The organism is Desulfomonile tiedjei DSM 6799 (assembly GCF_000266945.1).
In the GTDB taxonomy this organism is placed as follows: Bacteria; Desulfobacterota; Desulfomonilia; order Desulfomonilales; family Desulfomonilaceae; genus Desulfomonile; species Desulfomonile tiedjei.
On record NC_018025.1, the window covers coordinates 5588697 to 5615574 of the forward strand.

Consider the following 26878-nt stretch of genomic DNA (forward strand, 5'->3'; position numbering starts at 1 on the left):
GGCCTGTTCTTGTTCGAGAAAGGGGACTTACCGGTGAACTGCGTGCACAGACCATATACAATCGGACACTCTTCAGATTTCAGCCGCCCCAGGGCATGTTCGCGTAGACTTCCGATAATTTGTCGCGGAACTGCCGGAAAAATCTCTCATGCTCCTGCTCCCATCTTGCCAGGAGTTCGAGAGCCTGTCGAGCTTTGCCATCCGTCTTTTCAGCCATTCGTCCATAGAATTCGCTAAGATCTCTTTCGATCAGCCATGCTGTGTAGAATACCGTCACGTTGGGAACCATCGATCCCTGAACACACTGACCGGCGAAACAAAACGTTACCTGCGAATTTCAAATGCTGATGCAATGCGATTACTATAATGCGGGACTTCTATTGGTCAAGAAAATACGACTTTGCCCTGGTTGAAACGGGTCCAAATCTTGAACAAGACGGCTAATCATAAGCTCTCTTCACGAGTCTCGGCCCGTCTCCGTATCGGGATCCTGTCGTGATGTACAAGCGTTTTCCGTCTGATTGCACAGTAATAGCGCCGTCCCGCCCTGTGATAAAAACGTGTGCTCCTGCGGACTGGAGTCTCTCTATGATTTCGTGATGCGGGCCGGTTCGTGTCATCGGCGATTCCCCGGATATAATGGCGATCCTTGGCTTGACGGCTTCTACAAACTGTCGCGAAGTAGACGTTCGTCCTCCATGATGCGCAACCTTCAAAACTGAGGCGCAGAGATTGAGGTCGGACGACAGGAGCTCTTCTTCCCCTTCCCGCTCCAGGTCTCCTGTAAAAAGAAACGAAATTTCCCCATAGTCCAGTCTGGCGACGACAGACGCGTTATTCAATTCTTTTCCGGACATTCGGGTTTTCTGCGATTGAGCCGGATTGAGAAACGTCAATACCGCCCTTCCGACCTGCACTCCGGGGTGTTCTCTGTTTGCGCTCAAAACCCGATCGGAGGGAAAATGGCCGATAATGTCTGCCAGGTGTCTCGGCCTATCTCCGACAGGGTTCCAGAAGAGCGATCCCACCGGTATGAGCTTCACAACCGTGAGCAAGCCCCCCATGTGATCCATTTGAGGATGACTGATTAGCACCGCGTCAACGCGCCTGGTTCCCTGCCACTGGAAAAAAGGCAAGACTATGCTCCTGCCGGCATCGAAGTATGAAGTTTTGAGTCCACCATCCACAAGCATTCCCCCGGATCCGGGGGGTTGAACGAATGCAGCATCCGCTTTGCCTACGTTCAGGAATACTGCTTTGAGTTCCGGGTCTTCTGGGCTGAACAGTATGGAGCCTCCCAAGATCAAGAAAGAGGCCACTCCTGCCAAAGCAATGCGTACGCGGCGTTTCGAGGGATTTCTCAAGAACCAGAGAAAGAATAAACACATAGCCCAGCACAGTATCAGTTGATTCAGGGAAAGGTGCGGTACGTAAAGCGGGCTCCCCGGTATGTAAGCGAAAAATTCAGCGACTCCGATCACAAACCACGAAAATACATCAGCAACTGCAATAAAACAGGCCCCCACAGATGAACTCAGAAGGGCCGCTCCTGGCGCCACAAGGCCGCAACCGAGGATGGGAAGCAGGGCAAAGTCTGTGATGAGATTTGCAGCTAAGGTCCAAACGGGAAATGAGTGAAAAAGCTGTAGCAAGATCGGAGTGATCGCCAATGTTGCCGCCAAAGACGTCACCATTATCAGGACGAAATACCAGCATACTCTTCGGATAGCTCGAGCAGACCACGATCTCTCGGAATCGAAAGGACCCTGCATTGCCGTGAGGTTCCGCGTGAACTCCGGCACAATCAGAATTATCCCTCCCACGGCCAAAAAGGACAGTTGAAATCCCGGAGTGAACAGGGCCAGCGGATTGCCCAACAATATGATGAGAGCAGCGACTGCAAGCGTATTCAGGGAGTTCCAGCGCTTGCTCATCAGGATCCCTGCTGCAACCACCAGAGCCATAATGCCGGATCGTACCGCAGGAACCCGAGCTCCAATTAACGAGCAATAAAAGATGACTGCAGGAATTGAGAAAATTGCCCCGGCAACCCGATATGGCATCCAAAGAAGTGCTTCAGGCCATAGATGAAAACAGATTTTCACGAACAAAAAGGAAATCGCCACAACAATCCCCACATGGAGACCGGATGCGGAGAGTACGTGCACAAGTCCCGATGAGGAAAAACTCTGCTGTACAGAGTAGTCGATTTCACCTTGATCTCCGAGGAGTATGCCTTTTACAAAACCGTGAACTTTGGCTTGTGTGGCTGACGAAAAATAGTTTGGCAAGCACGCTGAGAGGATTTTTCCGCTGTGAAGGTCGAGGAATTGCGCAACGTAGTCACGAGTCTTAAATACCGCCGCGCTCGGGCTCAAGCCGGAGGCACGACTTATTATGGCCAAGGAATCGGGTCCATCGGCCGATGCGAGCCACACGATATTGTTGTGCTTGCATTCAATTTCCCAGTCGTATTCTCCGGGGTTTCCTCTGTTCAGCGGCTTACGAAGCCGAGAACGGAATGCTATGCGATCGCCGGAACAAAGGGGAATGTCATTATTCCTCACGACCAGCCTACCTCTTCCCGGAAGGTCGATTCCGCGCTCTGCATCGAAGCCATTGTCCACGAAAAATGTCCTGAATCTCTCACCTGAAGCCCAGAGCATTCCCACTGAAGCATGGATGACTGTTTTACTTGCAGGAGCGGTAAAATCGCGGCCGAGTTCCAGTTGCTTGTGAGTAATTTCTCGTCCAATCAGGAAGAATATGAGTGCAGCCGCGATCCAGGCAAGTACGACACGATCGGTTCTCACAATGGCAAACACGAGTACAAGACCGGGGACGAAAGCAATGAGCGTCCAGTTTTCCATTCCCACTGCGTACGAGGATTCGCATATAATACCGGCCATGAGAGCGGCTACCCCGAACACTGCGGGAAATGCCAAAGCCCCCAATCGAATTCTCTTGAGAAATGAATCACACATCGCCAATTAAAACTTGATCATCTATGCCCGTGGTGGTAATCCGATTCAGTGTTTGGTACAAGTGACCCGTGGAACATCAATGGGACGCTCATGCGATAAATCCTGATGGAGCCTGCTTCTTTTTCCCACAGGTTCGTGAGGTCGACAAGAAAAATGAGCGGAACTGCTAAGGAAAGCTGAATCGAAAAATGGAATCTTTCGGAAGGTACTTGAAGGGTCTTCGAGAAGACAAGGGTAAAACTATTGAACAAATTGCCGAAAGCACCAAAATTGCTGTGGCGAATTTGGAATCTCTCGAAAGGGATCGGTTCGATTTGCTTCCGCCGCGCGTTTTCGTAAAGGGATTTATAAGATCCTATGTCCAAGAGCTTGGCCTCAATGCTGACGAAGCAATCAATCGTTTCGAAGAATTCAGCAAACAAGGCGAGCTACCGGATTACGGATCGGAAGATCACCCGGTTTTTCATGCAAAACCGGCGAATCGTTCGTTCATCTCGAGTCCCGTGTTCACAATAATCTTAACCGCTGCCGGGGCAGTTTCTCTTGCGATTCTTTTACTAACCGCGGGCAGTCGGCTGTTCTTCAACTTCGATCTTCATACAACCTCCGGCGGTCCTTCCGTCAGTACCGTGCAGCCGGTATCAAGAACCAGCAACGGTGTATCCGATACTATTGTTTCCACAGATTCGAATCGGCCCAGCTCCGGAAAACGGACCCTGGAGATCAGAGCGCTCGACAGCACCTGGATCAGAATAGAACCGGACACCGGTCCCGCAGAAGAGTTGATGATGTCAGCCGGGGATGTTCAGGTGTTCACTGCAAAACGAAGCTTCTATCTGCAAACCGGAAATGCGGGGGGAATTCGTCTGACTTTTGATGGCAAAACGTTACCCGTTTTGGGGAAAGCGAAGCAAACGCTGTCTTTGACTTTGGACTGATTCGGTCCGAAAAAATTAGATGGCAGCCTCAATCAGTTCGGGTCTTTATTGCCAACGCTAATTGTCGTAGACTGATGGGGGTATCTCGGAAGCGACCCCAAAATGATGAACCAGTGATGATATGTATTGAGGAGCTATGATGAAGGAATTCGTGACAAAACTCTTACTTGTGATCCCAATCCGTAATCCGGAAGATCTCCTTCCTGTTGTGGAATCGGAGGGTTGGCATACGGTAAAGGACCTGTTCAGAAAGACAAACACTTCGTATAACAGCCATTGGAACGGGAATTACGTTTTGGATCAGGATGAGATTCCCTGGAAAGCTTCCCCGGAAGAAATTGATGCACTTCAGCAATCCAAGGGAAGAGTGGTGGTTCTTTCCGGAACCAAGTACGCGATATCTGACAAAATAACTCTGTTTTCCGACACCGACGGTTCCGTGTACGTTCAAGAAGAGGATTTAGAGCAGTTTTTCGTCTAACCGGTGCTTTCAACGAGAAGGGCGGCCTTGCGCGCCCACGAGCAGGGATCATGAGGCACAACAAACCGCGATTTCGCTTATCAAGGGTAATTCACGCTCTGCGACGTCGCAGGAGAGCCGTAGAATTTACCGCCGGGTTTTCGGCCGAGCCTTTTTACTATTTGAGAAACAAATCGCCCCTCAAGAGGACGTCGGAAAATACGCAGCAGCAGTCTCAACGAGAGACCGACCTTGCAACCGACTAATAGGATTTCCGCCACTCACTTTCCTTACAAGCCCCATCCTTCTCCAGATGCAGCGCTCTTTGCAGCCGCGGCTTTGGCTCACGACAAACATCTGGATCACCATGCTCGAATTCACATTATTGCGAATCTGCAAGAATCCCCACCAGACCGGAGCTTTGATGCCTTACATCTTGTCCGTACTCTCGGGGAATCGGCAAAGAGCATCGGTTTCTCTCCTAATATTTCAAGGTATTTGGACAACGAGAAAATGGAGTCATGCGCCCTGCAGGCTCAGGATTGGATACAGCAGGGCGTTACGGTCTTCGTAAAGAATCAAAGCGAGGTCACGGAATTTGCGGAATCCCTTCCGGCATTATTGTTCGCTTGCGGCGATCTCGCACTGTTGCAGGGCACTCGAACCGCAGTTTTAAATTCGAGAACCGGTCGTTCGCCCGACGATCTCTGGATACGCTCTCTGAAATCGGCTCTTGAAAATGCAATGACAGAAGACCCTGTTTTCGTGTCCAGTTATGGAACATGTACCTATGAACTTGTATGCGTTATAGCAAGGAACGCAAAATTAATCATCGTCTGTCCGGACCTGCTCCCGTGCATGATGGAGGAATCCTGTCGAGCATCTTTCGACGCAAAATTCGGGGATCTTCTTGACGCCGACCAGGCCCTTATGATTTCTCCCTATGCACCCGGATCGTTGCCCGATTCACGCACTTGTCGCATCCATCGCGATTTCACGGTTGCCGGTATTTCGGATGCTCTTTTGGCTGGAAATATACGACGCGGGGGCACTATGGATTTCATTCTGAGAAAGGCCCAGGCAGAGGGTGTACCTGTGTCGCGTTTTGGAATTGACGATTCGGGCGCACGGCCGATTCCAATGAAACCGGCTCTCCCCCGGCATGATGAACCTGCGCCCGCGCCTGTTTTCGACACGTGTCTTGGAAAAGGGTCTTATCTGATTCATTACACACGATCTTGCCCTGGACCGTGGCCCGGCCAATCCAGGAAAGCCTATTATGAATCGCTCATTGCTGAAGAGCCGACTGCAAAGCATACGGGTTTTGACACGCTTTGCAGAATTCTGTCCGAGCGCAAGATCAGAGCAAGCGGGAGACTCATCCGCGGAGGATACCAGGTGGTTTCGTTTACAGATTGTGCTCCCCCGGAAATCTCTCACATCGCGCAATGGAGGCCGGGTCTCCTCAGGTGGTCATTTGAGCCTTACGGCCTGGCATTCGGAAGAGACGACCTCTTCAACAGGGGCGCACGGCCGGTCATCTATTCGGTAGAATCAGCCTACGATGACTTGTCACCGGAACTGCAACATCTGTTTCAGATTCAGGAATGTACCGGAAAAGAGTGGTACCGGGAAAGAGAATGGCGAATGAGCGGCGATCTTCAGATAACGCCTCAGTTAGAAGCTGGTATGACAGTGATTGTCCCCACAGCGCAAGAGGCATGCCGTATACGAGAAACTTACGGGGTGAAATGTGCTCTTGCCGAAGTCCGGCCGTTGTGGGAGAATGCCTCGAAAAAAGTTTTACCGGTGGATTCAGAGACATAGCGCATGGAATTTGAAGTAGACCTGATTTTGGTCGCAGCAGCTTTCGCGTTTGGCGCTTGCGTGGGAAGCTTTTTGAATGTCATTATCTTTCGACTACCCGAAAATCGTTCTATAGTGTTTCCCTCATCCCGGTGCCCTCAATGTGAGCAGGAGATCGGTGCCTTCGATAACATTCCGATCCTCAGTTACTTTATACTCAGGGGAAAATGCAGGAACTGTAATAATCCAATTCCCTTCAGGTATCCGCTCGTTGAATTCACCACAGCCATACTCTGTACGGCGCTCTTTCTGAAATTCGGACTGACTACTGAATTTGGCGTCTTGTTCGTTTTTTGTGCCGCGCTGGAAGCAGTCTTTTGGATCGATCTGGATCATATGATTATCCCGGATGCTATTTCTCTTTACGGACTGGTCCTTGGTATTCTCGTGGTTTCCGCGGGTTTCGTCCCGGGGCTGCAGTGGGTTCAATCTGTGAGTGGCGCGATTTTGGGAGGACTTATACTTTATGTTCCTGCTTACATTTATGAAAAAGTCAGGCACGCTGAAGGACTTGGAGCCGGAGACATCAAACTATTGGCGATGATCGGTGCATTTACCGGTCCCTATGGAGTTATATTCGTGCTTTTCTTCTCGTCACTGGTGGGATCGCTCACTGCGATTGCCGGGATGTTCCTGCGTAATGTCAATTCTGGCACGCCCATACCGTTTGGACCTTTCTTAACTGCCGCGGCAATTGGGTACGTATTCTTCGGAGCGGACATTCTAGACAAATTTTTTGAATTGAGCTCCCTCATAGGTGATTAGAAACCTCATTTTTGAAGCATTCTAGAGCATCTGAACGAAGACCTCATTAATTTCTATTTAAGATCTAACCGATTCCTAACACCAAACCATCATACGTACGAGTACACTGAACTGTAGATTGGCGGGGCGACATCGGTTTTGTACCAATTTGCATTCAAAATCCCCCCATTCCCCCCTTTATAGGAGGTTAGAGGCATAGACGTTAAAATAAGAATTCGGCGTAGCGATGTGATGATCAAAGCGAAGAGCATCTTTTTTTGCCAATGTGTCTGAATGACTGTCATTGCGAGCGAAGCGAAGCAATCGCCTGAAATTAAGCGCCTGAGTGCCAGGCGATTGCCACGTCGCTGCGCTCCTCGCAATGACAACGATTAAGTTAGTTGCTGAATGGTGGATTCCTAGCTGTTCGCGGACGTTTTCCGTCAACATGGGTCGGCAGAGACGCCGACCTCCACCAGGAAAGTTGAAAGTGGATGCTCTTATTTTAACGCCTATCGGGGTTAGAGGGGATTTTCGTCAAACTTTGAAAGCAAATCGGTATTATGCATGTATAAAGTGCATAATATCCGGAATTCTTGTTCCTCTCGATCGGGGAAGGGATTGCTCGATTCGGAGATTCGTGAGCTATGAATCCCGTAGGCGGTGTGCGTGCTACGCAAGAAAGTTCTGTTAGAGTAGAAACAGGTGAAATCGGCTCTGTAAAACAACCACACGATCATGCTCCAGCACTTGCCTTGTGAATCCTGACAAACGTATTCGCTAAAAGTGGGTGAGAAGCAACATACAGAGGACCAGTCTCGGAGAATTGCCATCTTTTCCATCAATATACAGAGATAAAAAAATGAATGAACTTGCCGATCCAAAGCAACGGGGTCCCAAAAAGACCAGAAAATGGGTGCTCATTGCAGACAAAGTCTCGGACAGAGTCATAACCGTCGGGGGCATCCTGGTAATTGGCGCTGTTTTAGGGATGATGGTGTTCCTCGTTTGGGAGGTATTACCGCTGTTTAAGAAAGGGACTATTGAGTCCCAGACGTTCTTCAAGCCATCGGCAGATCCGAACCCAACTCTCGCTGCCGCGATTGATGATTATGACACCATAGCCGTTTCCATAGATAACGACGGCAAACTGGCCGTTTGGCATCCTACAACAGGAACTCCCCTCCAAGGACGTGCGTTTGATTTCAATGGTAAGAAACTCTCTTCTTTTGCCACAACACTGGACAATGTTCATTTTGCTTTCGGGTTCTCGGACGGAACCGTGCGGTTCGGGCGTATTTGGTTCAAGAATGACATAATTGCTAATGACGATGTACCGAAGGACCTCAAAAAACTTGACGAATTCAGCCGTACGGATGGAAATGCCGTTTTCACGAAGATTTCCGCCGGTCAGTCTCGTAAAGTCTCTCTTCAGACTGAACTGGAAGAAGAGATAAAAGTTTCCGAAGACGGGAAACCGATTTCGCACCTTGATTACGACCTGAGCACAGTGGGGGAGCGCCCGAAAAAAGTCGTAGCTACTCTGGATGCAGATGGAAACGCGACTGTAAGCATCTCAGAGACCAAAATGAATCTTTTTACTCAAACGACTTCCGTCAAAACGGATAAGATCGTTTTACCGTCACTTCCACAGGGTACCGAGATTACCAATGTCCTCACGAACGAACGAGGCGATCAGGCTTTCTTCATTGATAAGAAAGGAAAGATTCTACGCTATAACATCCAGGATTCCGACAAACCTTTTTTGGCCGAGACAGTGCAGATAGGTAAGGAAATCACTGCCAGCACTTTTTTAATGGGTGATACATCACTGGTCATTGGCGGATCGGACGGTTCTGTTTCCATATACTTTGTGCTGCAAAGGGATGTATCAGGCAGCCGCGATGGGATGACCCTCGTCAAGGCTCGCGAATTCTCTCCCCATACATCGGCTGTTACCCGGATTGCAGTGAGTCAGAGAGGTAAGACGTTTGCCACCTGTGATGCACGCGGAGAAATCTGGCTCAGGCATGGCACGAGCATGAAAACCATTTTGAAGGTACCGCCCAGGACCGGCGATGTGTTGTGGGAAGCTTTGACTCTGGCTCCCAGGATGAACGGATTGCTGGCAGTCGCGAGTGACGGAGTGGCGGGCTTCTGGCAATTGGATGCAGCCCACCCGGAAGTATCGCTGCATACCTTGTTCGGAAAAGTGTGGTACGAAGGATATCCGGAGCCCAGTTACACGTGGCAGTCCAGTGGTGCAACCGATGCATTCGAGCCCAAGTTGTCTCTGGTTCCTTTGATTTTCGGTACGCTGAAAGCTACCCTGTATTCACTTTTGTTTGCCATACCTATAGCGTTGCTGGGGGCAATCTATACGTCCGAATTCCTTCCCAGTAATGTTCGGGGCAAAGTGAAACCCGTTATGGAGATCATGGCGAGCATCCCTTCGGTCGTTCTGGGATTTGTGGCGGCTCTCGTCCTGGCTCCAATTGTGGAAAACTGGATTGCAGCAGTACTGTTATCTTTTCTCGTGCTCCCGATGATGCTCGTGCTCGCAGCATTTTTGTGGCAATTGGCTCCCACCTGGATTGCTGTGAGACTCGATGGATTACCGAAATTCGGTGTAATGTTTCTTGTGGTGGGACTCGGTCTATACGTCACGTATCTGATGGGACCGGTCATGGAGAACCTTTTCTTTGACGGGAGTTTTAAATTGTGGCTCAACGGATCGGGCAGCCCGGTTCCGATTCTTTTTGTTCTGTGTCTTCCGTTCACATCGGTTTTCATAAGCTGGTCTTTTTCCCGGTTTTTCGGATTTCGCTTCAGCGGCTATATGCGGACTCTTGTGGAGTATAAGGCTGCTCTTTTGGATCTTTTTCGGTGGTTGGGTATCGCCTTTCTTTCTGCAGCCCTGGCGTACACTGCTGCGCTCATTCTGACTGCACTGGGAGCGGATCCTCGTCCCGGACTGCTCGGCACATACGTCCAGAGAAATACGCTGATTATCGGTTTTGCCATGGGATTCACCGTGATTCCCATTATCTACACACTTGCCGAAGATGCGTTGAATGCTGTGCCCGACCATCTGCGTTCTGCGAGTTTCGGGTGTGGTGCCACTCCGTGGCAAACAGCCCTGTGGATAATCCTCCCCACTGCTTTAAGCGGAGTTTTCTCCGCCATCATGATTGGGATGGGCCGTGCTGTGGGCGAGACGATGATTGTCGTCATGGCTGCCGGGAACACGCCACTTATCGACATGAATATCTTCAGCGGCTTGAGAGCACTTTCTGCCAATATTGCCGTTGAATTACCCGAAGCCCCCAAGGACGGCACTCTGTACAGAGTTCTTTTCTTAACAGCGCTCGTGCTATTTGCCATGACATCGGTCATCAACACGGCTGCAGAGTTGGTACGGCTCCGATTCAGAAAGCGAGCCATGTCGCTTTGAGGAAGAATGCATGAACATCATAAAATCTGCCACGGCATTTGAGGACCGAAACACCAGTGCCGTGACCGAACATGCGGGTCCGGAGACTCGGAAAGTATCGATTCCCACAACGACAACGAAAGACGGCGGCTCTGAGGATCGTATCGAACCGAGAGTCCCGAAGCGATCGCTGATATGGGATTTCAAGGCCCGAGGAGAACCGTTCCTTTGGGGACTGGGTGGGGCGCTCGCTATCGGCATGCTTATGATTGTCGGCTTCATCAGTCTGATTCTCTATAACGGGGTGCCGACTTTCTACCCGAAGCCGATTGAGGCCGTAAGACTCAAGGATGGCACAGCAGTAGCAGGAGAAATTACCCGCTGGGAAACCTTTAAACCGGAACCCGAGTTTCTGGCTAAGCTGGACGAAGAAGCAAAAGCAAAGATCGCCGCGTCCGGCGGTATGATGAAGCGGATTCTCTTCAGGACCGGCAACTTTGATCTGTACAACGAAGATTTCAGGTGGGTTCTTCAGCAGGATATTGCCGAAAAAAGCAATCCTTCAGACATCTTCTTTGTAGAGCGGGTCGAATGGGGGCCTTTTATCGGCACCGTGGAATCCATGAACCTCAATGGCAATGAAATTGACAAGCCCAACATTACGAGAGAATTACTGAATGAGCAGCAGGCCTTAGCAGCAGGCCGTCGTGACCGCATTCGAGATATCGAAAGAAACGAAATCGGCTCCATCAACACTTTGCTCGAAAAAGAAAGACTCAAGCTCAGAAAAGCCGAGTTACGATTCGGTAAGGAAAGTCCCGAATACCATAGGGCGCGAGACGTCTATCAAAGGGAGGCGCAAAAGCTTGAGACTCAATACAGGGATTTGTCCAAAGAAGCTGTAGTAGTAAAAGAGAAAGATGCCAAATTCACGATTACGTTCGCCGATGTTTCCGGAAAGAAAGTTACCATGCGTCTGTCGCAAATCGTGAATTTGTACCCGGCTAATATTCTGACGACAGGCGAAAAACTCAAAGTATACTTTGCCAGATGGTGGGAATTTCTGACTCAAGAGCCTCGGGAAGCAAACACGGAAGGCGGAGTCATGCCGGCAATTTTCGGGACTTTCTGCATGACCGTGCTCATGGCCTTGGCCGTTGCTCCCTTTGGAGTTATTGCCGCCCTATATCTGAGAGAATACGCAAAACAGGGACGTCTGGTATCTATTGTGCGTATCTCCGTTAATAATCTCGCCGGAGTACCATCCATTGTGTATGGCGTGTTCGGGCTCGGATTTTTTGCATATCTGGTTGGAGGATCGTTAGACAATCTTTTCTACCCCGAAAGACTCCCTTCACCCACGTATGGCACGGGAGGACTCCTTTGGGCGTCACTTACTCTCGCTCTCCTTACGGTTCCTGTTGTCATCGTCGCCACAGAGGAAGCACTGGCCGCAGTGCCGCAATCCATGCGAGAGGGCTCACTGGCTTGTGGAGCTTCCAAATGGCAGACGATCAAATGGATCGTCCTGCCGAGAGCTATGCCGGGAATTATGACCGGTCTCATCCTGGCCATGGCAAGGGGGGCCGGTGAAGTCGCCCCATTGATGCTGATCGGAGTCGTCAAAATGGCCCCTGAATTGCCGATCGATCACTTCTTCCCATACATACACCTGGAGAGAAGCTTTATGCATCTCGGCTTCCACATCTATGACGTGGGCTTTCAATCCAGGAACTCTGAAGCGGCAAAACCAATGGTGTTTGTGACCACGTTGCTGCTTATAGCTCTGGTATTTGCGATGAATGCGGCCAGTATCATGATCAGAAACAGGTTGAAACGAAAATTCTACGCGGGACATTTTTAGGAGACATTCATGATGGGACGATCGGACGATAGCAACGGGACTGTGTACCATGTTCGTCCCGGACCTCAAGGGTCGTTGCTGTCAATTGAGGATTTCTCACTGTGGTACGGCCAGGCGCAGGCTCTTTTCGACATAAACATGAAGGTTGAAAAGGGTTTGGTAACTGCTTTGATCGGACCTTCCGGATGCGGAAAATCAACCCTGCTTCGCGCGATAAACCGGATGAACGACCTTATTGCAGGACTCAGCACCGGGGGCAACATTTATCTGGATTCTCTTGATATCTACGGCAGGGACGTGGACGTGATCGGTCTGCGCAAAGTAATGGGGATGGTTTTTCAGAAACCGAACCCGTTTCCCATGTCTATTGCCGATAATGTTTCGTATCCATTGAGAGTGGATGGTATTCGAGACAGAAGAACTCTCCTGGAAACCGTGGAAAAAGCCCTCAAAGGAGCGGCTCTCTGGGACGAAGTCAAAGATCGACTGCATGAAAACGCTTTGGGGCTGTCAGGCGGACAACAGCAACGCTTGTGCATAGCTCGGGCCATTGCCGGAGATCCCGAGGTTCTGCTCATGGATGAACCATGCTCTGCACTGGACCCGGTGGCTACGTCAAAGATCGAAGATCTTATCGATGAACTCAGGGGCCGTTATTCCATAGTGATTGTCACGCACAACATGCAGCAAGCTGCGAGAGTATCAGATAATACAGCATTTATGTACCTCGGGAAATTGATCGAATACGGGGAAACTTCCGTTATTTTCACAAATCCCAAGGTCGAAAAAACCATGGAGTACGTTACCGGCCGTTTCGGTTAATCGGGAGCGGCTCGATCAAGTTATAGCAGTGCCAAAATTAGTGTCCGATTGAAGATAAGGGATATTGGTGGGTGCCGTGCCTCCGTGCCGGCACACATTCAATATAATCAATGATATCAATAGAATGGATCGGCAGAGAGAGACTGTCTCAAAATTCTCGAATGCACAAAAGGCGTGCCACGATTCATCATCCTTGTAGGGGCAGGTCTCGTACCTGCCCTCCCGCAATGACCGGCACGGAGGCCGGTCACTACCGGGCACCCACGAGAGGCGCCCCTACAATCAGGCCGTGAAGATGATGAGAACTTCGTGCCACGATTTGGGAGAAATTTCGACTTTTGAGACACTCTCGGGACGCTGGGACGCCGGTCCCCACTAGTATCTTGTCTTGGAGCATGGGATAAACGTCAGAATTTTCGGCAACCCCCACAGCTATAAAGCTACAACGAAACATAAGAATCCTCTGCAACCTCGCCCGTGGCTTCGCCTCGGGTGAAGTAGAGGCTCCGAGCACATGTTTTTGTCTATTGGAGTGGGCGACTTATCTCCCCCTCCAAGCCTCCCTCATCGTGTCCCGAGAGATACCAATGCGCTTTCATACGCGTAACATCGGGAAGCCGATCAGTCGCCCACTCCGATGGATCTCCTCCGCTACGCACGGCGTAGCCTGACTTCGCTGAGGAGACCCGCCGGAGCGGGCTTCAGCATTGTGGTATGAAGTAGGCGCAGGCCGGCCCCCTCTACTTGTCGTGACCGATGATCTTGCTCAGGCTTTTATCCAGGATGACTACTGCCGTTTGCTCCCAGGAGTCCTCGCCGGGCTAAAGCGCGCCGCACATTGTTCCCATGGGTCCCGACCAAATCCCCAATTTCTTTCCAACGGAACCCTTTTTGCCAGAGGTTTATGGCTCTATCCAGGTCCCATCGCATGTTTGGAGTGGGTCTCGGGTTGTGCAATTTATGGCGCACAAAATGATGCCTGACGGTTCCCGGAGACAACCCCAATTTCTTGTCAATTTCGACCCATTTGAGTCCTTGCTGCCGGAGTTGCTTGGCAGTCCCCACATCCCAGGTCACATGCCGACCGCTTCTTGTGTTTAACGGCCGCCAGCCCCTGTTCTTGAATCCCGAGCGGATGAGGTCTTGTGGCAAGTTCATAATTTGCGCTATTTCGTAAATAGCCTTGCCCTGATCTGCCAAGCTCTTGGCGCGATCCATATCCCAGCGCGGTCTGAAGCCACGCCTGTCAGGAATAATTTTGAAACCACGGCAACGAAGAGCATCATATACCTGCTCACGTTTGAGATGCATGATTTCCGCGATTTCACGACATGTTTTGCCTTGGTTGAGCAGTTCCAAAGCGCGATTCAGATCCCACTGGAGTTTTCTACCAAAGGTCATGACTAATAACTCCATTCCGTTTAGTTTTTCGTGAATACACGAATAGAAATGACAGTAGACATTATGTTAGCCCACCAAAGACGTCGATAAGTCTTCTTCCCCAAGCAGTCGATTCAATAAAATAAATGCGAAATTGCACATTAGTCGTAAATTCAGTGTGGTTGCTCTCACCACAAATATGAAATTAAAAGTTAGCGTATCTTGAAATGTTCTGTCAACAGGAACTTTTGGGTTAATTAACAAGTGAAAACAGTAAACTGCTGCATAATAATCCGCTCATAAAGTCGGGAGGCGTATTTCCGGATGCATTTTTTTTGTAACTCCTATAAGATCGTTTTTCTACATTAATTATTGCACAAGCTGCGTCTCTGTTAATCCTCCTTTATCTGAGATTACCTTAGGTTACAGTTCAGTTTCCCCAGGGCGATGCTGTTCGGAATGGTTGCTGTGTTGCTTCAAAAATCTATGCACGTCCCAGGATTTTCCTGCAGCAGCCCAATCGACAGCACTTTTTCCTTTGTTATCCGTTAGATTGAGGTCTGCCCCATGATGTATAAGCAGATTCACAACGCGTGCATGACCTCTGTAAGCAGCCTTCATAAGTGCAGTGTTTCCGAAGATATTCTTTTGATTTACGTCAGCTCCCGATTCCAGCAATATTCTGCTCAATTCAAATTCCGAGATGAAAGACGTTTTCATGAGCGCCGTGTTACCATATTTGTTCCCTGCATTCGGATCCGCCTTCCAGCGTAGCAGGAGTTTGCACATACCTACATTGCCCTTATTTGCTGCTTTCAAGAGCGGGGTGTCACCGACACTATTCTTTTGATTAACATTGGCGCCGCTCATAAGCAGAATCTTGGCAATAGACTTGTTTCCCAGATCGGCTGCAATCAGGAGCGCACAATTTGAATCAATGTTCGCGGAATTCAAACTGGCTCCTTTTTTTATGAGGAAATCCACCATGTCGATTTGTCCGGCGATAACGGCCCCAAGGAGGGCGGTATTGCCATGAGCATTTTCAGCATTGATATCAGCACCCATCTTCAGGAGCAATGCAGTGATCTTCAAATGTCCTTTGAAAGCAGCTCGCATCAAAGGAGTATTCCCGTATTTGCTGCGCGTATTTACATCCACTCCGGCCTTGAGTAGCAGTTCAACCGCATCCAATTTGCCTTTACTGGCAGCTTTGAGCAGCGCGATGCTCCTGGAATTCGCCTTTATCGTCAAGTCCCCCGATACGAATTCAAATAATCGAGTACTCTCGGCAGACGGTTCACGAAGCAAGTTCGTCACAACAGGAGCATCGATCTCCACGGTTCCTATTCGATATGAACCGCCGGTATCAGGAGAACCGGAGTTTCCGTTTTCCTTCTTGTTCAAGAGAAGTTTTACAATCTCTTGATGACCTCTTTCTAACGCTTTCGTAAGAGCCGTGATCCCTTCCCCATCACGAGCGTCAGGATCGGCACCTCGTTCAAGCAATAACTTGACTAATTCGGTTCGTCCTTCCCGAGCAGCAACCATCAGCGGAGTAGTTCCGTCGGCATCAGCCCCATTTACATCGATTCCTTTTTCCAGCATATTCTCGACGTCTTGAAGAGAGCCTTTGTTACAGTAAACGAGGAGGTCGTCGACACTGATGGATCGAATCGAAGTGAAAGGTTCATCGACTTGAGTCTCGTCGACAATCTCGGAAACAATTTCGAGGGATTCTATAATTACTTGATTATCGACTTGCTGATTTATGACTTCACAATTTGTGCATTCGTCCGCATGAGCAGGAATCGTCTTGCCGCATATGGGGCATTTGAAAACGTGGTCGTGCTCCTCGAAAGCACGGTGCATATCGCTATCCGAAAGGGTCGTTCGCTCGTACAACTCCAATTGGGTTATAACATCCGCTTCACAAAGCCTTCTCAATATATACTGGAGTGCATCGGAGCTGAGTCCGTATTTCTGCTCCAGTTCTAAATCAGTCATTCCCGAGCGGATATCGTCTACAATGCTTCGGGCGCTGATCTTGAGTTTTTGCATTGAAAATCTCCGGACCGATTCTCTAAAAATCGGCATCAGGTCAAACTGCTCGTCGTAACCTCGTACTATTCCCCTCCAGGGGTGAGAACTGCGTTCAATGCTTTCGATAATTCTTCAGCATTATAGGGCTTTTCCAGAACCCCTTTAAAACCGTAGAATGCGAATTCCGCCATAACGGGATCGTTAGAATATCCGCTTGAAACAATTGCCTTCACCTGCGGATCGATTCTCAATAACCTGCGAATTGTCTCTTTTCCTCCCATGCCCCCCGGAATTGTGAGATCCATGATGACCGCGGCGAATGGTTGTCCAGACCTCAGGGCATTCTCAAATATAGCAATTGCCTCCGTGCCGTCCTTTGCCGGCACGACTTCGTATCCTGCCACCATTAGGATCTGGATGGCCAAATCTCGAATGAGTTCCTCATCATCCATGATGAGGATTTTGCCTTTTGTATTCTTGACGGATTTTTCGTCTTCACTGTTAGTTTCAGAGACTCTGCCGGATACCGGCAAATAGAGATCGAACGTCGTGCCTGCTCCCACCTCGGATTTCACATTGATATAGCCGTCATGCTTCTTTATCACCGAGTAACAAGTGGCCAGGCCCAGACCGCTTCCTCTCTTTTTTGTAGTGAAATAGGGATCGAAAATCTTATCGATATGCTCCTCGGGAATACCCGTGCCTTCATCCACAATGGAGATTTTCACGTACTTCCCGGATTTCAGCGGTAATCCCTGCCCATCGCTTACTACGGTGTTCATGGCACGAACCTGCATGGTTCCGCCATCAGGCATCGCCTGAACGGCATTTATCACTATGTTGTTCACTACCTGATTTATCTGCCCCTCATCCACTTCGACGGACCAAACGTCCAGAGGCAGATAAAACTCGCAATCGACATTCGACCCCCTCAGTGCAAAACCGACTGATTCCTGTAAAAGCTCGGGCACACACGTAGGTTTTTTGATTGGAGCGCCCCCCCGGGAAAACGTCAGGAGCTGTCGCGTCAAATCTTGCGCCCGGACCGAAGCTTTCGCTGCATAATCGAGTCGTTTGTGTGAAGTGTGGTCCGGATCGATGAGCTTCTGCGCAAGAGTGATGTTTCCCAGTATACCGGTTAATAAATTGTTGAAATCGTGAGCAATACCTCCTGCTAATATACCGAGAGAGTCTATTTTCTGAGCCTTTATGATTTCTTCTTCATTTCGTTTCTTCTCGGAGATATCCTTCTTCAACCACCAGAAACCGTAGAGTAGGCCATTATTGATGTTCCCGATCAGGGTATTCTCGAAATAATGGATTCCTCCCATGAGCATGGTTTCTCTTGTTTCAAAAGATCGAACCGGGAATCCTGCGGCTATCCACTTCTGGTACAGCGATTTACTCTTGCCGCGGGAAGGAAAGATCATATCGAGTCGAACGCCCTTGAGTTCTTTGAAATCACGGCGCTGGTACATATGGGCAAATTCGTTATTTCCATCTACCACGCGTGAATTAAGAATGGATTTCAGTAGAACGTCCGTCGAAAGACCGCACGAAAGCGGCGAAGGAGTCGCCAATTCGACTATCCCAAGTGGAAATACATTCACGAGTTTCTTGTACTTCTGTACAGTGAGGAGTTCTTTTTGCGCGGTTAAGTTTTCTATCTGCACGAGAACGAGTTCTTCGTCATCATTACGGACAGTAAGCAGATGAATACGCGCCCAAATTCGCGTACGGTGAATTTGAAGCACTTTTTCTCGGATCTCTTGTTTTCGTTCGTTGAATACTTTTTCAAGAAGTAACTGAGCCTGGCGTGCATCCAGAGGATTTGAAAAGAGTGAGGAGAAAGTCAAATTCTTCGTATGCAAACGACCGTTGGTGAGTTTCGCAAAGGCTGGATTAGCGAATTTGATTGCATGAGATCTGGAGATAAGCAGCGTTGGAACGGACAGAGCACTGAGCAACTTGATGAACGCGGATTTCTCATGCTTCCATGCCGAATCCATTTCCTCGCATGCAGGGCACGGGAAGATCATCTTCAGGTCAATAGTATCTGTCGGGCTGTCGTCTTGTATCAATTCGAATACTTCCCCAGAGGTTCCCTCAAATGTTTCTTTGTCCATCGCCCCCCCATTCAGGCGATTTGCCTCTCAACCACTTCCCCTTTGATTTATCAATTAATGTGACCTTTGGGGATAGCGGTAATCTACAGTATACTTTACATTCATTAGGCACAACGGTCAATAAAAAAGAAAGTGAAAATCATGCCGGCCGCACAGTACGAATTCGATTAGTCAGTTTGCGTAAGCTGAGTTGGTCTCACAATTCCCTGGCGAACGATCGTTTGGGCCGGAAGTTGCGTGTCTCATTTCTTTTCTCCTTCAGAGGTAGTGCTCCGCAAATAGCTGGTGAGGTCTCCTTTGTTTCCGGAGAGCCCGAGTTTTCTCCTGATCTTGGCTCGATAAAGAAATACCGTGTGCGGAGAAATATTTAATATACATGCTATTTCCTTGGAGCTGAGCCCCGAACCGATCATTTCGCAGACTCGCAGCTCTCGAAACGTCAGGAGATTTCCATTGTCAATGGCAACATCTCTGGACATAGCAAGCTTTAAGTTATCGATGTTGTGGCGGAGTAACAGTGTGAGTTCTCGCACCTGATCCGGAAGATTCTCTATTTCCAGCCGGTTGATCAGGGGGCTGAGCTTTGACGAAATATCCTGCACTATTTTTTCCCGGATCTTAGCCTTCTGTTCCTGAACACCCGCTATAAGCATACTGAGTGCTTCTTCCACCTTCTGCAGGTTGCTTTTACATTTCTTCACTTCCTCTTTGGATTCCTGATGTTTCCGGGTTGATTCGCGGAGCAATTCTTCCAGTGAATTCACGCGCTCCCGAAGCCGATCGTTCGCTGAAATCAGTTTGTCTTGTGCCGCCTTGAATTCCGATAGATTGGTAACCGTATGGAGTACTGCCTCCGGATTGCCCGAACGATCGCTAATAAGAGAACTCAGTAAGAGAGCCGGAAATGTTTCCCCGCTCTTTGTAACGTGCAAGACCTCTCCCTCAAAGCTGCCGAATTGCAGCACCTGGCGCGTCGCACTTACAAGAGTGAACATGTCCTTGGGAGAATGAAAAAACGATTGATGCTTGCCGAGAATTTCATGTTCCCTGTAACCGTGCATGCGGAGAAAGGCCGAATTTATGTAAAGCACTCGACTGTTCAGGTCCGTGACGTACATTCCTTCACAACTTTGTTGGAATGCGTCAGAGAAAAAAGAGAGTCCCGGATATCCATCCGACACCCGCGGCGATTGCACGACCATGGTGAATCCCGTTTCTCCCGAAGCCAACAGCATGGGAATCAGCGTTATCATCATGGGAACCAGGCCGGTGCCGGTCTTCAACTTGGCTTTGAGATGAAGTGGACCGCGTTCGGAAATCGGCAGATCATCAATTGATAAGGAAGCTCCATCTTCGGAGTAAACAAAATCGTCGAATTGTCCACCAGACACATAATCGGAGAATTGTCCCAAAATACGATGGAAACCATCATTTGCAGCTATCACGGTTCCATGACGGGAAAAAATCACGATAGCGCCATGTTCGAGCACAGTTTCCATGGATGTTCTCTTACTCATTTCCGTGTCCCGGACAGGAGATGAAGAAACATTGCGAGTAAGCTCATTTTCAATCTGTTCCTACCCTGAACCGGCTCTTCGTATGCAATGTTCCCACATTGCTATCAAGCAATTTGGATTGCCGGCTCCGCATACTCTAATTGTAATCGTCATATTACAGTCGAGTAACCATCATTGAACTAACTTTTTAACCTTGTTTCTTTTGGTCGATTGCAGTCTCTGAAAGCCCATTTTTTAGATTATAATATGGACTTGATATTTGTAAAGCTTAAATTCCTTGAATTCAATCTCATGAGGTTTATCAACTATTTGACTTCATTCAAAAAAGCCTCTCTTCCTGTTGCCGTAATTGTCTTGACAACATCTGCAAGCCTGATTATGGTAGATCATTTCCTGACAGTCAGAAAACACCACATAACCATGCGTGCTCATTTATGATCTCGACTTCGATTCGGCTAAACCGAATTGGATTTTCATAGCAAATGTCCTCAAGAATGCACGAGATACTGTTTTGCATCAGTATGTAACTGGTTGCCTGAGTGTACCGTAGGCTTTGTTTCTAAACATGAGGTTTGGGGAAGAAAATGGTCTGTAGAACGTGCGGGCGATCTATTGCAAGGAATTTGTCTGTTTGTTTGCACTGTGGTTCGGCAGTCTTCGTGGAATGCGAACACTGTGGACATCGCAGTTTGCCTCAACATTCGCAATGTCCGCAGTGTGGAAAGAGCATATTTCAGCGCCCTACAGCTTTCGGTCAGGTAAATCCTGTGGGACGACAATTCTTTAGACTGATCGCTGGCCGTATTTTCGACCAGAAAGGACCTACACAATCTGAGAAGAAACTGGTGACTCTCCTCTTTGCAGATATTTCCGGTTATGAGGAGCTTTCCAAAATGCTTGCACCGGAACAAGTATTCGCTCTTTGCGAAATGTGTTTCGCAGAAATGACGAATCATGTTGTCTTTTATGGAGGAACGGTCGGCCATCTCGAGGGAAAGGGTTTTTGCGCTGTATTCGGAGCGCCTCTGGCTTTCGAGGATCATGCACAAAGAGCCTGCTGCGCAGCTCTGGCGATTCAGAATCCGGTTGGGCGGAAGGAAAACCCGGTTGCTGCACAGTACGGACTCTCGGTTGAGATCAGTCTAGGCCTGCACTCGGGACTTATGTTGATGGAAGCGTCAGCGCACGATCCCGTGAATGAACTGTCGGATATTGAGAGTACGTGTGACATTGCGTATCAGGCCAGATGTTTGGCATCTCCCGGTAAGATTGTGGTTTCCGAAAATACTCGGCGGCTCGCTGAAGGATTTTTCATATTTTCGGATATAGGAACGGAATGTTCCGCAGGTTCTCTTCAAGTCCCTTTTTACGAGCTGGCCGAACAGGTTCCTATTTCAAATGCTTTTGACGCGAGAATTCAGAGAGGCCTCACCAAATTTGTGAATCGGAACGAAGAGCTCCAGTTTCTTCAGGAAGCGTACGAGACATCAACGCAAGGTATGCTGTTCTGTCTGTCTATTGTTGCCGATGCGGGTGTCGGAAAATCCAGGCTGTTATACGAGTTCAGGAAGAGATTGGAAAACGGCAATCCAAGGTACCTGGAGCTGAAATGTCAATCTCAGGGCAAAGAGACTCCCTACTATCCATTTATACCGTTTGTCAGGCAAAGCTTCAGTATCTCAGGAAATGATGAGAGTAATGTCATCAGAGCAAAGGTGACACAAGGGTTGGCACCGACACTCGATAACGATGCTTCCGTAGTACCCTGGATCCTCGAACTGCTTTCCGTGACGGAGAGCGGCATTGAAACGGTCCCGGTGAGTCCCGAGTCAAGAAAATACCGAATAATGGACATTCTGAAGCGTCTTATCCTGTGGTACTCGGGTTCGGGTCCTATGGTTTTTGCTTTAGAAGATCTCCATTGGATCGATGCGGGATCGAAAGAGTTTTTGAATTACCTGATGCAGGTTGCGCACGATTCCAGAATATTTATGATCCTGACGTATAGACCTGAGTTTATCGCGTATTCGAATGGGCTTGTCTGCAAGCAGCGTATCGATCTCAAACCTCTTCTTGAAAAAGATAGTAGAAAGATGACGCGAATATTGTTGAATACCGATTCTATCGACCCAAATCTCGAGGACTTGATAATTGACAAGACAGAGGGAGTTCCGTTCTTCTTGGAAGAATTTCTGACTTCTGCAAAAGACCTCAAATTTATCAAGAAAGATCGCGGTTCGTACAAATTGGCCCCGGATTTTTCGGGTGTCTCATTACCTCTGACAGTGAACTCGGCAATTATGGCAAGAGTCGACAAGCTTCCCAGGAAAGCGAAAAAGGTTTTGCGAGCGGCGTCTGCAATTGAAAGGGAGTTCTCCTACGATCTGATGCAAAAGGTGACGAGGTTCTCTGATAACGACCTGGAGCACTGTTTCGGCGCACTTCAGGATTCCAATTTGATCTACGGCGATACTTCGGGACAAGAATGCGTGTACGTGTTCCGACACGCTCTCACTCGTGACGTGGTGTACGATTCCATTTCCGGATCTGAAAAAAGCAATTTGCATGTGAAGATCGGTGTGGCAATTGAAGAAGTGTACGCATCAAAACCGGCCGAAGTGTATGCCGTGCTGACTCACCATTACTTTCTCGGAAGGCAGTACGAAAAAGCTGCAGAGTTTGCCGGGAAGGCCGGCAAAAAGGCCAGACGAACTGCATCCTTTGCGGAAGCCATAGCGTACACCAGGAAGAGAGTGGAATGTCTCGAGAAGCTTACTCCGGATCCTCACGTTCAGGCGCAGTTGATAGATTCCAGGACATCTTTAGGGATCTATTTGACTCAGATGAATAACCATCTCGAAGCCAAGAAAGTCGTGGATCCGATCTTACACGTGTTGGAATCGAATGGTGTCGACCGGAAAACGGCTCAGATGAAAATTGTGATTGGAACGTACTATTGTTTTGTCGAAGAGGACTTTTCCCGAGGACTGAAGAACCTGGAGGAGGCGATTGAGATATCGGAAAACAATGGTGACATTGTTTCAGCAGTAAGTGCCTATGGCTGGATGGGAATAGCGCTTTCCGCTCATGGCGAATTTTTTCGGTCCCTTGTATTCCTCGAAAAAGCACTGCATACGAACCAGTCGCTCCAGGTGTTATGGGGTGTTTCTATGGTCAAGAGCCTCATCAGTTCCCTCGTGTACAATTTTACCGGTGAGTTGAATCTCGGTATTCGCGCTTGCCGGGAGGCTGCGCGTATCGCCGAGGAAAGCGGTGATAAGCTATCCAAAGGTATGGCTTTCGGGAGCCTCGGTATGGCTTACTATTATAAAGGGGACCTTGGGGCGGCGAAAGAGATGCTCTCGCTTGCTGCCTCGTCATTGGAAAGAGCAGACTACTATTACTGGGAGGCATGGGCTCATTTCTTCCTCGGCTCGGTTCATTCCGAATTGGAAACCTATGACACCGCTGCTCATCACCACGAGCGCAGCATCTCAATAATGAAGGCAGTACAGATAATGCCGTCATGCGTAAAGCTCAACCAACTGGCCCTCGAGCTTATTAAGGTAAGATCCGGCCATACGACTGTCGATGTAAAAGAATTATCGCGCCTTTTCTATGAGAATAGGTTCAGAGCTTTGCAAGGCTGGATGGCCAGGATCATAGCGGAAATCCTCTTGGAAGCCGATACCCCCAAGGTCCAGGAAGCCGAAATGTGGATCAGAACCGCTATTATTGCCGATAGTGCTACAGGCATGAAGCTCCACCATGGTCGAGACTATGTCGTTTTCGGAAGAATCTGTTCCCGAAGCAACAGGCTGGCCGAAGCTCGCGACTATTTTCACAAAGCCGCAATCATCTTTGGTCACTGCGAAGCTACAGGCGACCTGAAGAGATTGCCCACGGTGTGAATATCAGAAAGGAAATCGGGGGAAACGTTTTACATCTATTTGCTTTCAGAGTTAGACGAAAATCCCATCTAACCCCCCTTTATTAAAGGAGGAATGGAGGGATTTTGAACGCAAATTGGCATCAAAAGCGAAGGGGCCCTGGATACCACAAACGTGGTTCCCAGGTCTGTGCAGATCTCGAAGCGATCTTTATTGTCCGAACGCGAGCCGGAATCCCCCATCGAGAAGTCATCAAGGATTGGAACATCTTCTGAGAACGATCACCCTCCCTCTAGGGGAGAAATTTCAGAAAACCGTTAGAGAAATAGAATACTCCCACCAGCCCCACGAGAGATCCTACGAGCCAAAGAAGTTTTCTCCTCATGAGAGCAGACAGTGAGCACAAAAGTATCGACATCTGCAGAAAAATAACCGCCATACCAAACGTATCCGCTCTCCATTGGGCTTCGTCCCGCATTTTTTCATACTTCCGCGCCTCCGCGGATATCTCCTTTTTCTCCGCATCGTAACGCGCAATGTCTTTCGCGTACGATTGTATCAGCTCATCATATCGAGCTGCCTGAATTCCACCGGAAGCGTTCTGCCGGGCTTCACGATCCAGGGTGAGTTTCTCCTTCTGCATTTCATACAGGTAAGTTTTGATACTCTTTGCCTGATAGTACGACCATTGATTCGCAGCTTGTGTCTGATTCAGAACCGAATCAACCGAGTTGTTGCCTTCCTTGAAAGACGACAATGTGGCACATACCGCAAACAATACTGTGGTGAGCGCCAGGAATGATAACCACTTTTCATTTTTGTTCTTGGAAAGAAGTTCTTCTGCTACCTCTTCCCTGACTTCCTCCAGTTCCACAGAGACCTCCGCATTCAGCGATTCACTATGTTTTGATTTCGGCGGTCGGATTCTATTGAAGGAAGTTGTGTCCGGCAAGTTAAATTAGAGTCATAATCCAGATATTTGAATGGATCTAAAGTTTTCTCATGGAAACATTTCCCTGTCAGATTTTCCGCTCGTCACACGATGTATCATTGTGGGACAATGAATAATCGCGAATGATGGAAACAGCAAAAATTTTTCGCATAATCGGTGCTTGACCTGAGACTCTGTGAGGTGTAAACAAGGAAAGTTTAGCGATAAGCTATTCGGTGACAAGCAGGCAGTCTGGAAAGCCGCTCTGTCGTCCGATGTTTATCCCAGTCCGATACATTGGGGGACGGAATATGATTCCTGTCTGCGAGCCTGTGCTTGATGGCCGAGAGTTAAAGTATGTGACTGAATGCCTGGAGACCAATTGGATCTCCTCCGCTGGTAAATACATTTCACTTTTTGAAGAGAAATTCAGCGCCTATGTAGGGATGCCGTACGGCATAGCCTGTACGAATTGCACAACTGCTCTCCATATGGCGATGGTCGCGATGAATATCGGGAGTGGTGATGAGGTCATTATTCCTGATTTCACACTTATCGTGTCTGCTAATACTGTTATTCAAACCGGAGCAAAACCGGTGCTGGTGGATGTGGACCCCAGAACCTGGTGCATTGACGCACAGCGTATTGAAGAGAGAATTACACCGCGGACCAAGGCTATTATGGTCGTGCACATGTACGGGCATCCCTGCGACATGGAAGCGATCGTGAAGATAGCGGCTAAACACAATTTGTATGTGATCGAAGACTGCGCCCAGGCCCACGGTGCTGAAGTGAACGGCAAGAAAGCCGGAAGTTTCGGAGACGCCTCGTGCTTCAGTTTTTACGGCAACAAGATACTCACAACCGGCGAAGGCGGTATGGTTCTCTGTCGCGACCGCGGACTTGCGGAAAAAATGCAGCTTTTGCGCAATCAGGGATTCACCGAGCCTCGCTTTGTCCATGATGTCGTTGCTTTCAACTATCGCATGACCAACGTACAGGCTGCTATCGGTGTAGCGCAGACGGAAATGGTGGAAGAGAAGATTGCAGCCAAGCGCCGGATTGGCGAGACGTATAACGAGTTGCTCGCGAATGCCAAGGATTTGACACTGCCGTATGAAGAGCCCTGGGCCAAGAACGTGTACTGGATGTATGGGATTCTCGTGGGCGATGGATTCGGGTTGAGCAAGGACGATCTCATGAAGAAGCTTCGGGAAAAGGGGGTGGATACCCGATCCTTTTTCTGTCCCATGAGCATACAGCCTGTATTCATGAACGGGAACAATCCGGCATACCCTGACGTTTCCGTCAATAATCCCGTATCGGTGGACTTGTGGAACCGAGGACTTTACCTGCCATCCGGCCTGGGATTAACCCGTGCTCAAATGGAAGAAGTCGCAACCAAGCTCATGGAATGTCACACCTCTTAGCCAGGGTGGATATCAACGCGATTTCGCAGCCGTAAAACTGGGGAGACCCTTCTTTTAAGAAGCGTTTCCCTGACCTTCCAAGAGGCTCGATGCTTGATCGAATTCTGCTTTTTTCGTGAGAAAGATTCAGAATTCGATCAAATATCAAAAGTTTCTTGGGAGGGCTTGGGGACCTTTTGACAAATGGATTGTTGACTTAGCTCAGATCTCAATCGAAGCAATAGCTGCATGTGTCCTCGGTATTGCGAGCGCAGCCACGGTAGGGGCAGGCACGAGACCTGCTCTTTCTGGACGGCCGGCTGGAAGCCGGTCGCTAATGGGCACCCACAAGGGATGCCCCTACGATCGCATAGGCCATGATCCACCGGACCAGAACAGCCATTATCAGCTCACGTAGGATGTGATGAGCGCAGCGAATCCTACGCTGGCTGAGCTAGCGACGTAATCCATTAT

At 49.0% G+C, this 26878-nt stretch carries 16 protein-coding genes; 9 read left to right on the forward strand and 7 right to left on the reverse strand.

Annotated elements, in window-relative coordinates; translation table 11 throughout:
• Positions 1-79: 79 nt before the first annotated feature.
• Complete coding sequence (locus DESTI_RS23990) at positions 80-289, reverse strand: ferritin family protein (RefSeq protein WP_052316100.1); 210 nt, start codon at positions 287-289, stop codon at positions 80-82.
• A 151-nt stretch (positions 290-440) separates the two neighbouring features.
• Positions 441-2954 (reverse strand): DNA internalization-related competence protein ComEC/Rec2, encoded by a 2514-nt coding sequence (locus DESTI_RS23995; protein ID WP_041286452.1) that lies wholly within the window; start codon positions 2952-2954, stop codon positions 441-443.
• 218 nt (positions 2955-3172) lie between these two features.
• Here DESTI_RS23995 and DESTI_RS24000 point away from each other — a divergent pair, with 218 nt between their 5' ends.
• The 7 genes from DESTI_RS24000 (at position 3173) to pstB (ending at position 13111) form a co-directional block, all read left to right on the forward strand.
• Entirely contained in the window at positions 3173-3922 is a 750-nt protein-coding gene (locus DESTI_RS24000) for a helix-turn-helix domain-containing protein (RefSeq protein WP_014812565.1), read from the forward strand.
• 136 nt (positions 3923-4058) lie between these two features.
• Positions 4059-4403 (forward strand): hypothetical protein, encoded by a 345-nt coding sequence (locus tag DESTI_RS24005; RefSeq protein WP_169316396.1) that lies wholly within the window; start codon positions 4059-4061, stop codon positions 4401-4403.
• Positions 4404-4634: 231 nt separating this feature from the next.
• The gene (locus DESTI_RS24010; protein WP_014812567.1) at positions 4635-6209 is read left to right on the forward strand and encodes a hypothetical protein; all 1575 of its coding nucleotides are present in this window, start codon (positions 4635-4637) and stop codon (positions 6207-6209) included.
• A 3-nt stretch (positions 6210-6212) separates the two neighbouring features.
• Positions 6213-7013, forward strand: coding sequence for a prepilin peptidase (locus tag DESTI_RS24015; RefSeq protein ID WP_014812568.1), 801 nt, complete (start codon positions 6213-6215; stop codon positions 7011-7013).
• A gap of 841 nt (positions 7014-7854) precedes the next feature.
• Complete coding sequence (locus DESTI_RS24020; RefSeq protein WP_014812569.1) at positions 7855-10446, forward strand: ABC transporter permease subunit; 2592 nt, start codon at positions 7855-7857, stop codon at positions 10444-10446.
• Positions 10447-10456: 10 nt separating this feature from the next.
• Entirely contained in the window at positions 10457-12289 is a 1833-nt protein-coding gene (gene pstA / locus DESTI_RS24025; protein WP_014812570.1) for a phosphate ABC transporter permease PstA, read from the forward strand.
• 9 nt (positions 12290-12298) lie between these two features.
• Positions 12299-13111: a phosphate ABC transporter ATP-binding protein PstB gene (gene pstB / locus DESTI_RS24030; protein ID WP_014812571.1), complete on the forward strand. Its 813-nt coding sequence runs from the start codon at positions 12299-12301 to the stop codon at positions 13109-13111.
• 774 nt (positions 13112-13885) lie between these two features.
• Here pstB and DESTI_RS24035 read toward each other — a convergent pair.
• From DESTI_RS24035 to DESTI_RS24050, 4 genes are all read right to left on the reverse strand, one after another.
• Positions 13886-14512: a helix-turn-helix domain-containing protein gene (locus DESTI_RS24035; protein WP_041286453.1), complete on the reverse strand. Its 627-nt coding sequence runs from the start codon at positions 14510-14512 to the stop codon at positions 13886-13888.
• Positions 14513-14914: 402 nt separating this feature from the next.
• Positions 14915-16549, reverse strand: a complete 1635-nt coding sequence (locus tag DESTI_RS24040) for an ankyrin repeat domain-containing protein (RefSeq protein ID WP_014812574.1) — start codon at positions 16547-16549, stop codon at positions 14915-14917.
• Positions 16550-16614: 65 nt separating this feature from the next.
• Positions 16615-18657, reverse strand: a complete 2043-nt coding sequence (locus DESTI_RS29410; protein ID WP_014812575.1) for a hybrid sensor histidine kinase/response regulator — start codon at positions 18655-18657, stop codon at positions 16615-16617.
• A 242-nt stretch (positions 18658-18899) separates the two neighbouring features.
• Positions 18900-20174, reverse strand: a complete 1275-nt coding sequence (locus DESTI_RS24050; protein ID WP_014812576.1) for a PAS domain S-box protein — start codon at positions 20172-20174, stop codon at positions 18900-18902.
• Between the two features lie 689 nt (positions 20175-20863).
• On the opposite strand from DESTI_RS24050, the gene DESTI_RS24060 reads away from it, so the two are divergent.
• Positions 20864-24085 (forward strand): ATP-binding protein, encoded by a 3222-nt coding sequence (locus DESTI_RS24060; protein WP_169316397.1) that lies wholly within the window; start codon positions 20864-20866, stop codon positions 24083-24085.
• Between the two features lie 271 nt (positions 24086-24356).
• Here DESTI_RS24060 and DESTI_RS24065 read toward each other — a convergent pair whose 3' ends face one another.
• Positions 24357-24938, reverse strand: coding sequence for a DUF4337 domain-containing protein (locus DESTI_RS24065; RefSeq protein WP_014812578.1), 582 nt, complete (start codon positions 24936-24938; stop codon positions 24357-24359).
• Between the two features lie 368 nt (positions 24939-25306).
• On the opposite strand from DESTI_RS24065, the gene DESTI_RS24070 reads away from it, so the two are divergent.
• Positions 25307-26425, forward strand: coding sequence for a DegT/DnrJ/EryC1/StrS family aminotransferase (locus tag DESTI_RS24070; RefSeq protein WP_014812579.1), 1119 nt, complete (start codon positions 25307-25309; stop codon positions 26423-26425).
• Positions 26426-26878 lie beyond the last annotated feature (453 nt).

Coding starts and splice junctions, on each gene's coding strand:
- DESTI_RS23990 (WP_052316100.1), bottom strand. CDS start 289: ATGGTTCCCAACGTGACGGTATTCTACACAGCATGGCTGATCGAAAGA.
- DESTI_RS24000 (WP_014812565.1), top strand. CDS start 3,173: ATGGAATCTTTCGGAAGGTACTTGAAGGGTCTTCGAGAAGACAAGGGT.
- DESTI_RS24005 (WP_169316396.1), top strand. CDS start 4,059: ATGATGAAGGAATTCGTGACAAAACTCTTACTTGTGATCCCAATCCGT.
- DESTI_RS24015 (WP_014812568.1), top strand. CDS start 6,213: ATGGAATTTGAAGTAGACCTGATTTTGGTCGCAGCAGCTTTCGCGTTT.
- DESTI_RS24020 (WP_014812569.1), top strand. CDS start 7,855: ATGAATGAACTTGCCGATCCAAAGCAACGGGGTCCCAAAAAGACCAGA.
- pstA (WP_014812570.1), top strand. CDS start 10,457: ATGAACATCATAAAATCTGCCACGGCATTTGAGGACCGAAACACCAGT.
- pstB (WP_014812571.1), top strand. CDS start 12,299: ATGATGGGACGATCGGACGATAGCAACGGGACTGTGTACCATGTTCGT.
- DESTI_RS24035 (WP_041286453.1), bottom strand. CDS start 14,512: ATGACCTTTGGTAGAAAACTCCAGTGGGATCTGAATCGCGCTTTGGAA.
- DESTI_RS24040 (WP_014812574.1), bottom strand. CDS start 16,549: ATGCAAAAACTCAAGATCAGCGCCCGAAGCATTGTAGACGATATCCGC.
- DESTI_RS29410 (WP_014812575.1), bottom strand. CDS start 18,657: ATGGACAAAGAAACATTTGAGGGAACCTCTGGGGAAGTATTCGAATTG.
- DESTI_RS24050 (WP_014812576.1), bottom strand. CDS start 20,174: ATGAGTAAGAGAACATCCATGGAAACTGTGCTCGAACATGGCGCTATC.
- DESTI_RS24070 (WP_014812579.1), top strand. CDS start 25,307: ATGATTCCTGTCTGCGAGCCTGTGCTTGATGGCCGAGAGTTAAAGTAT.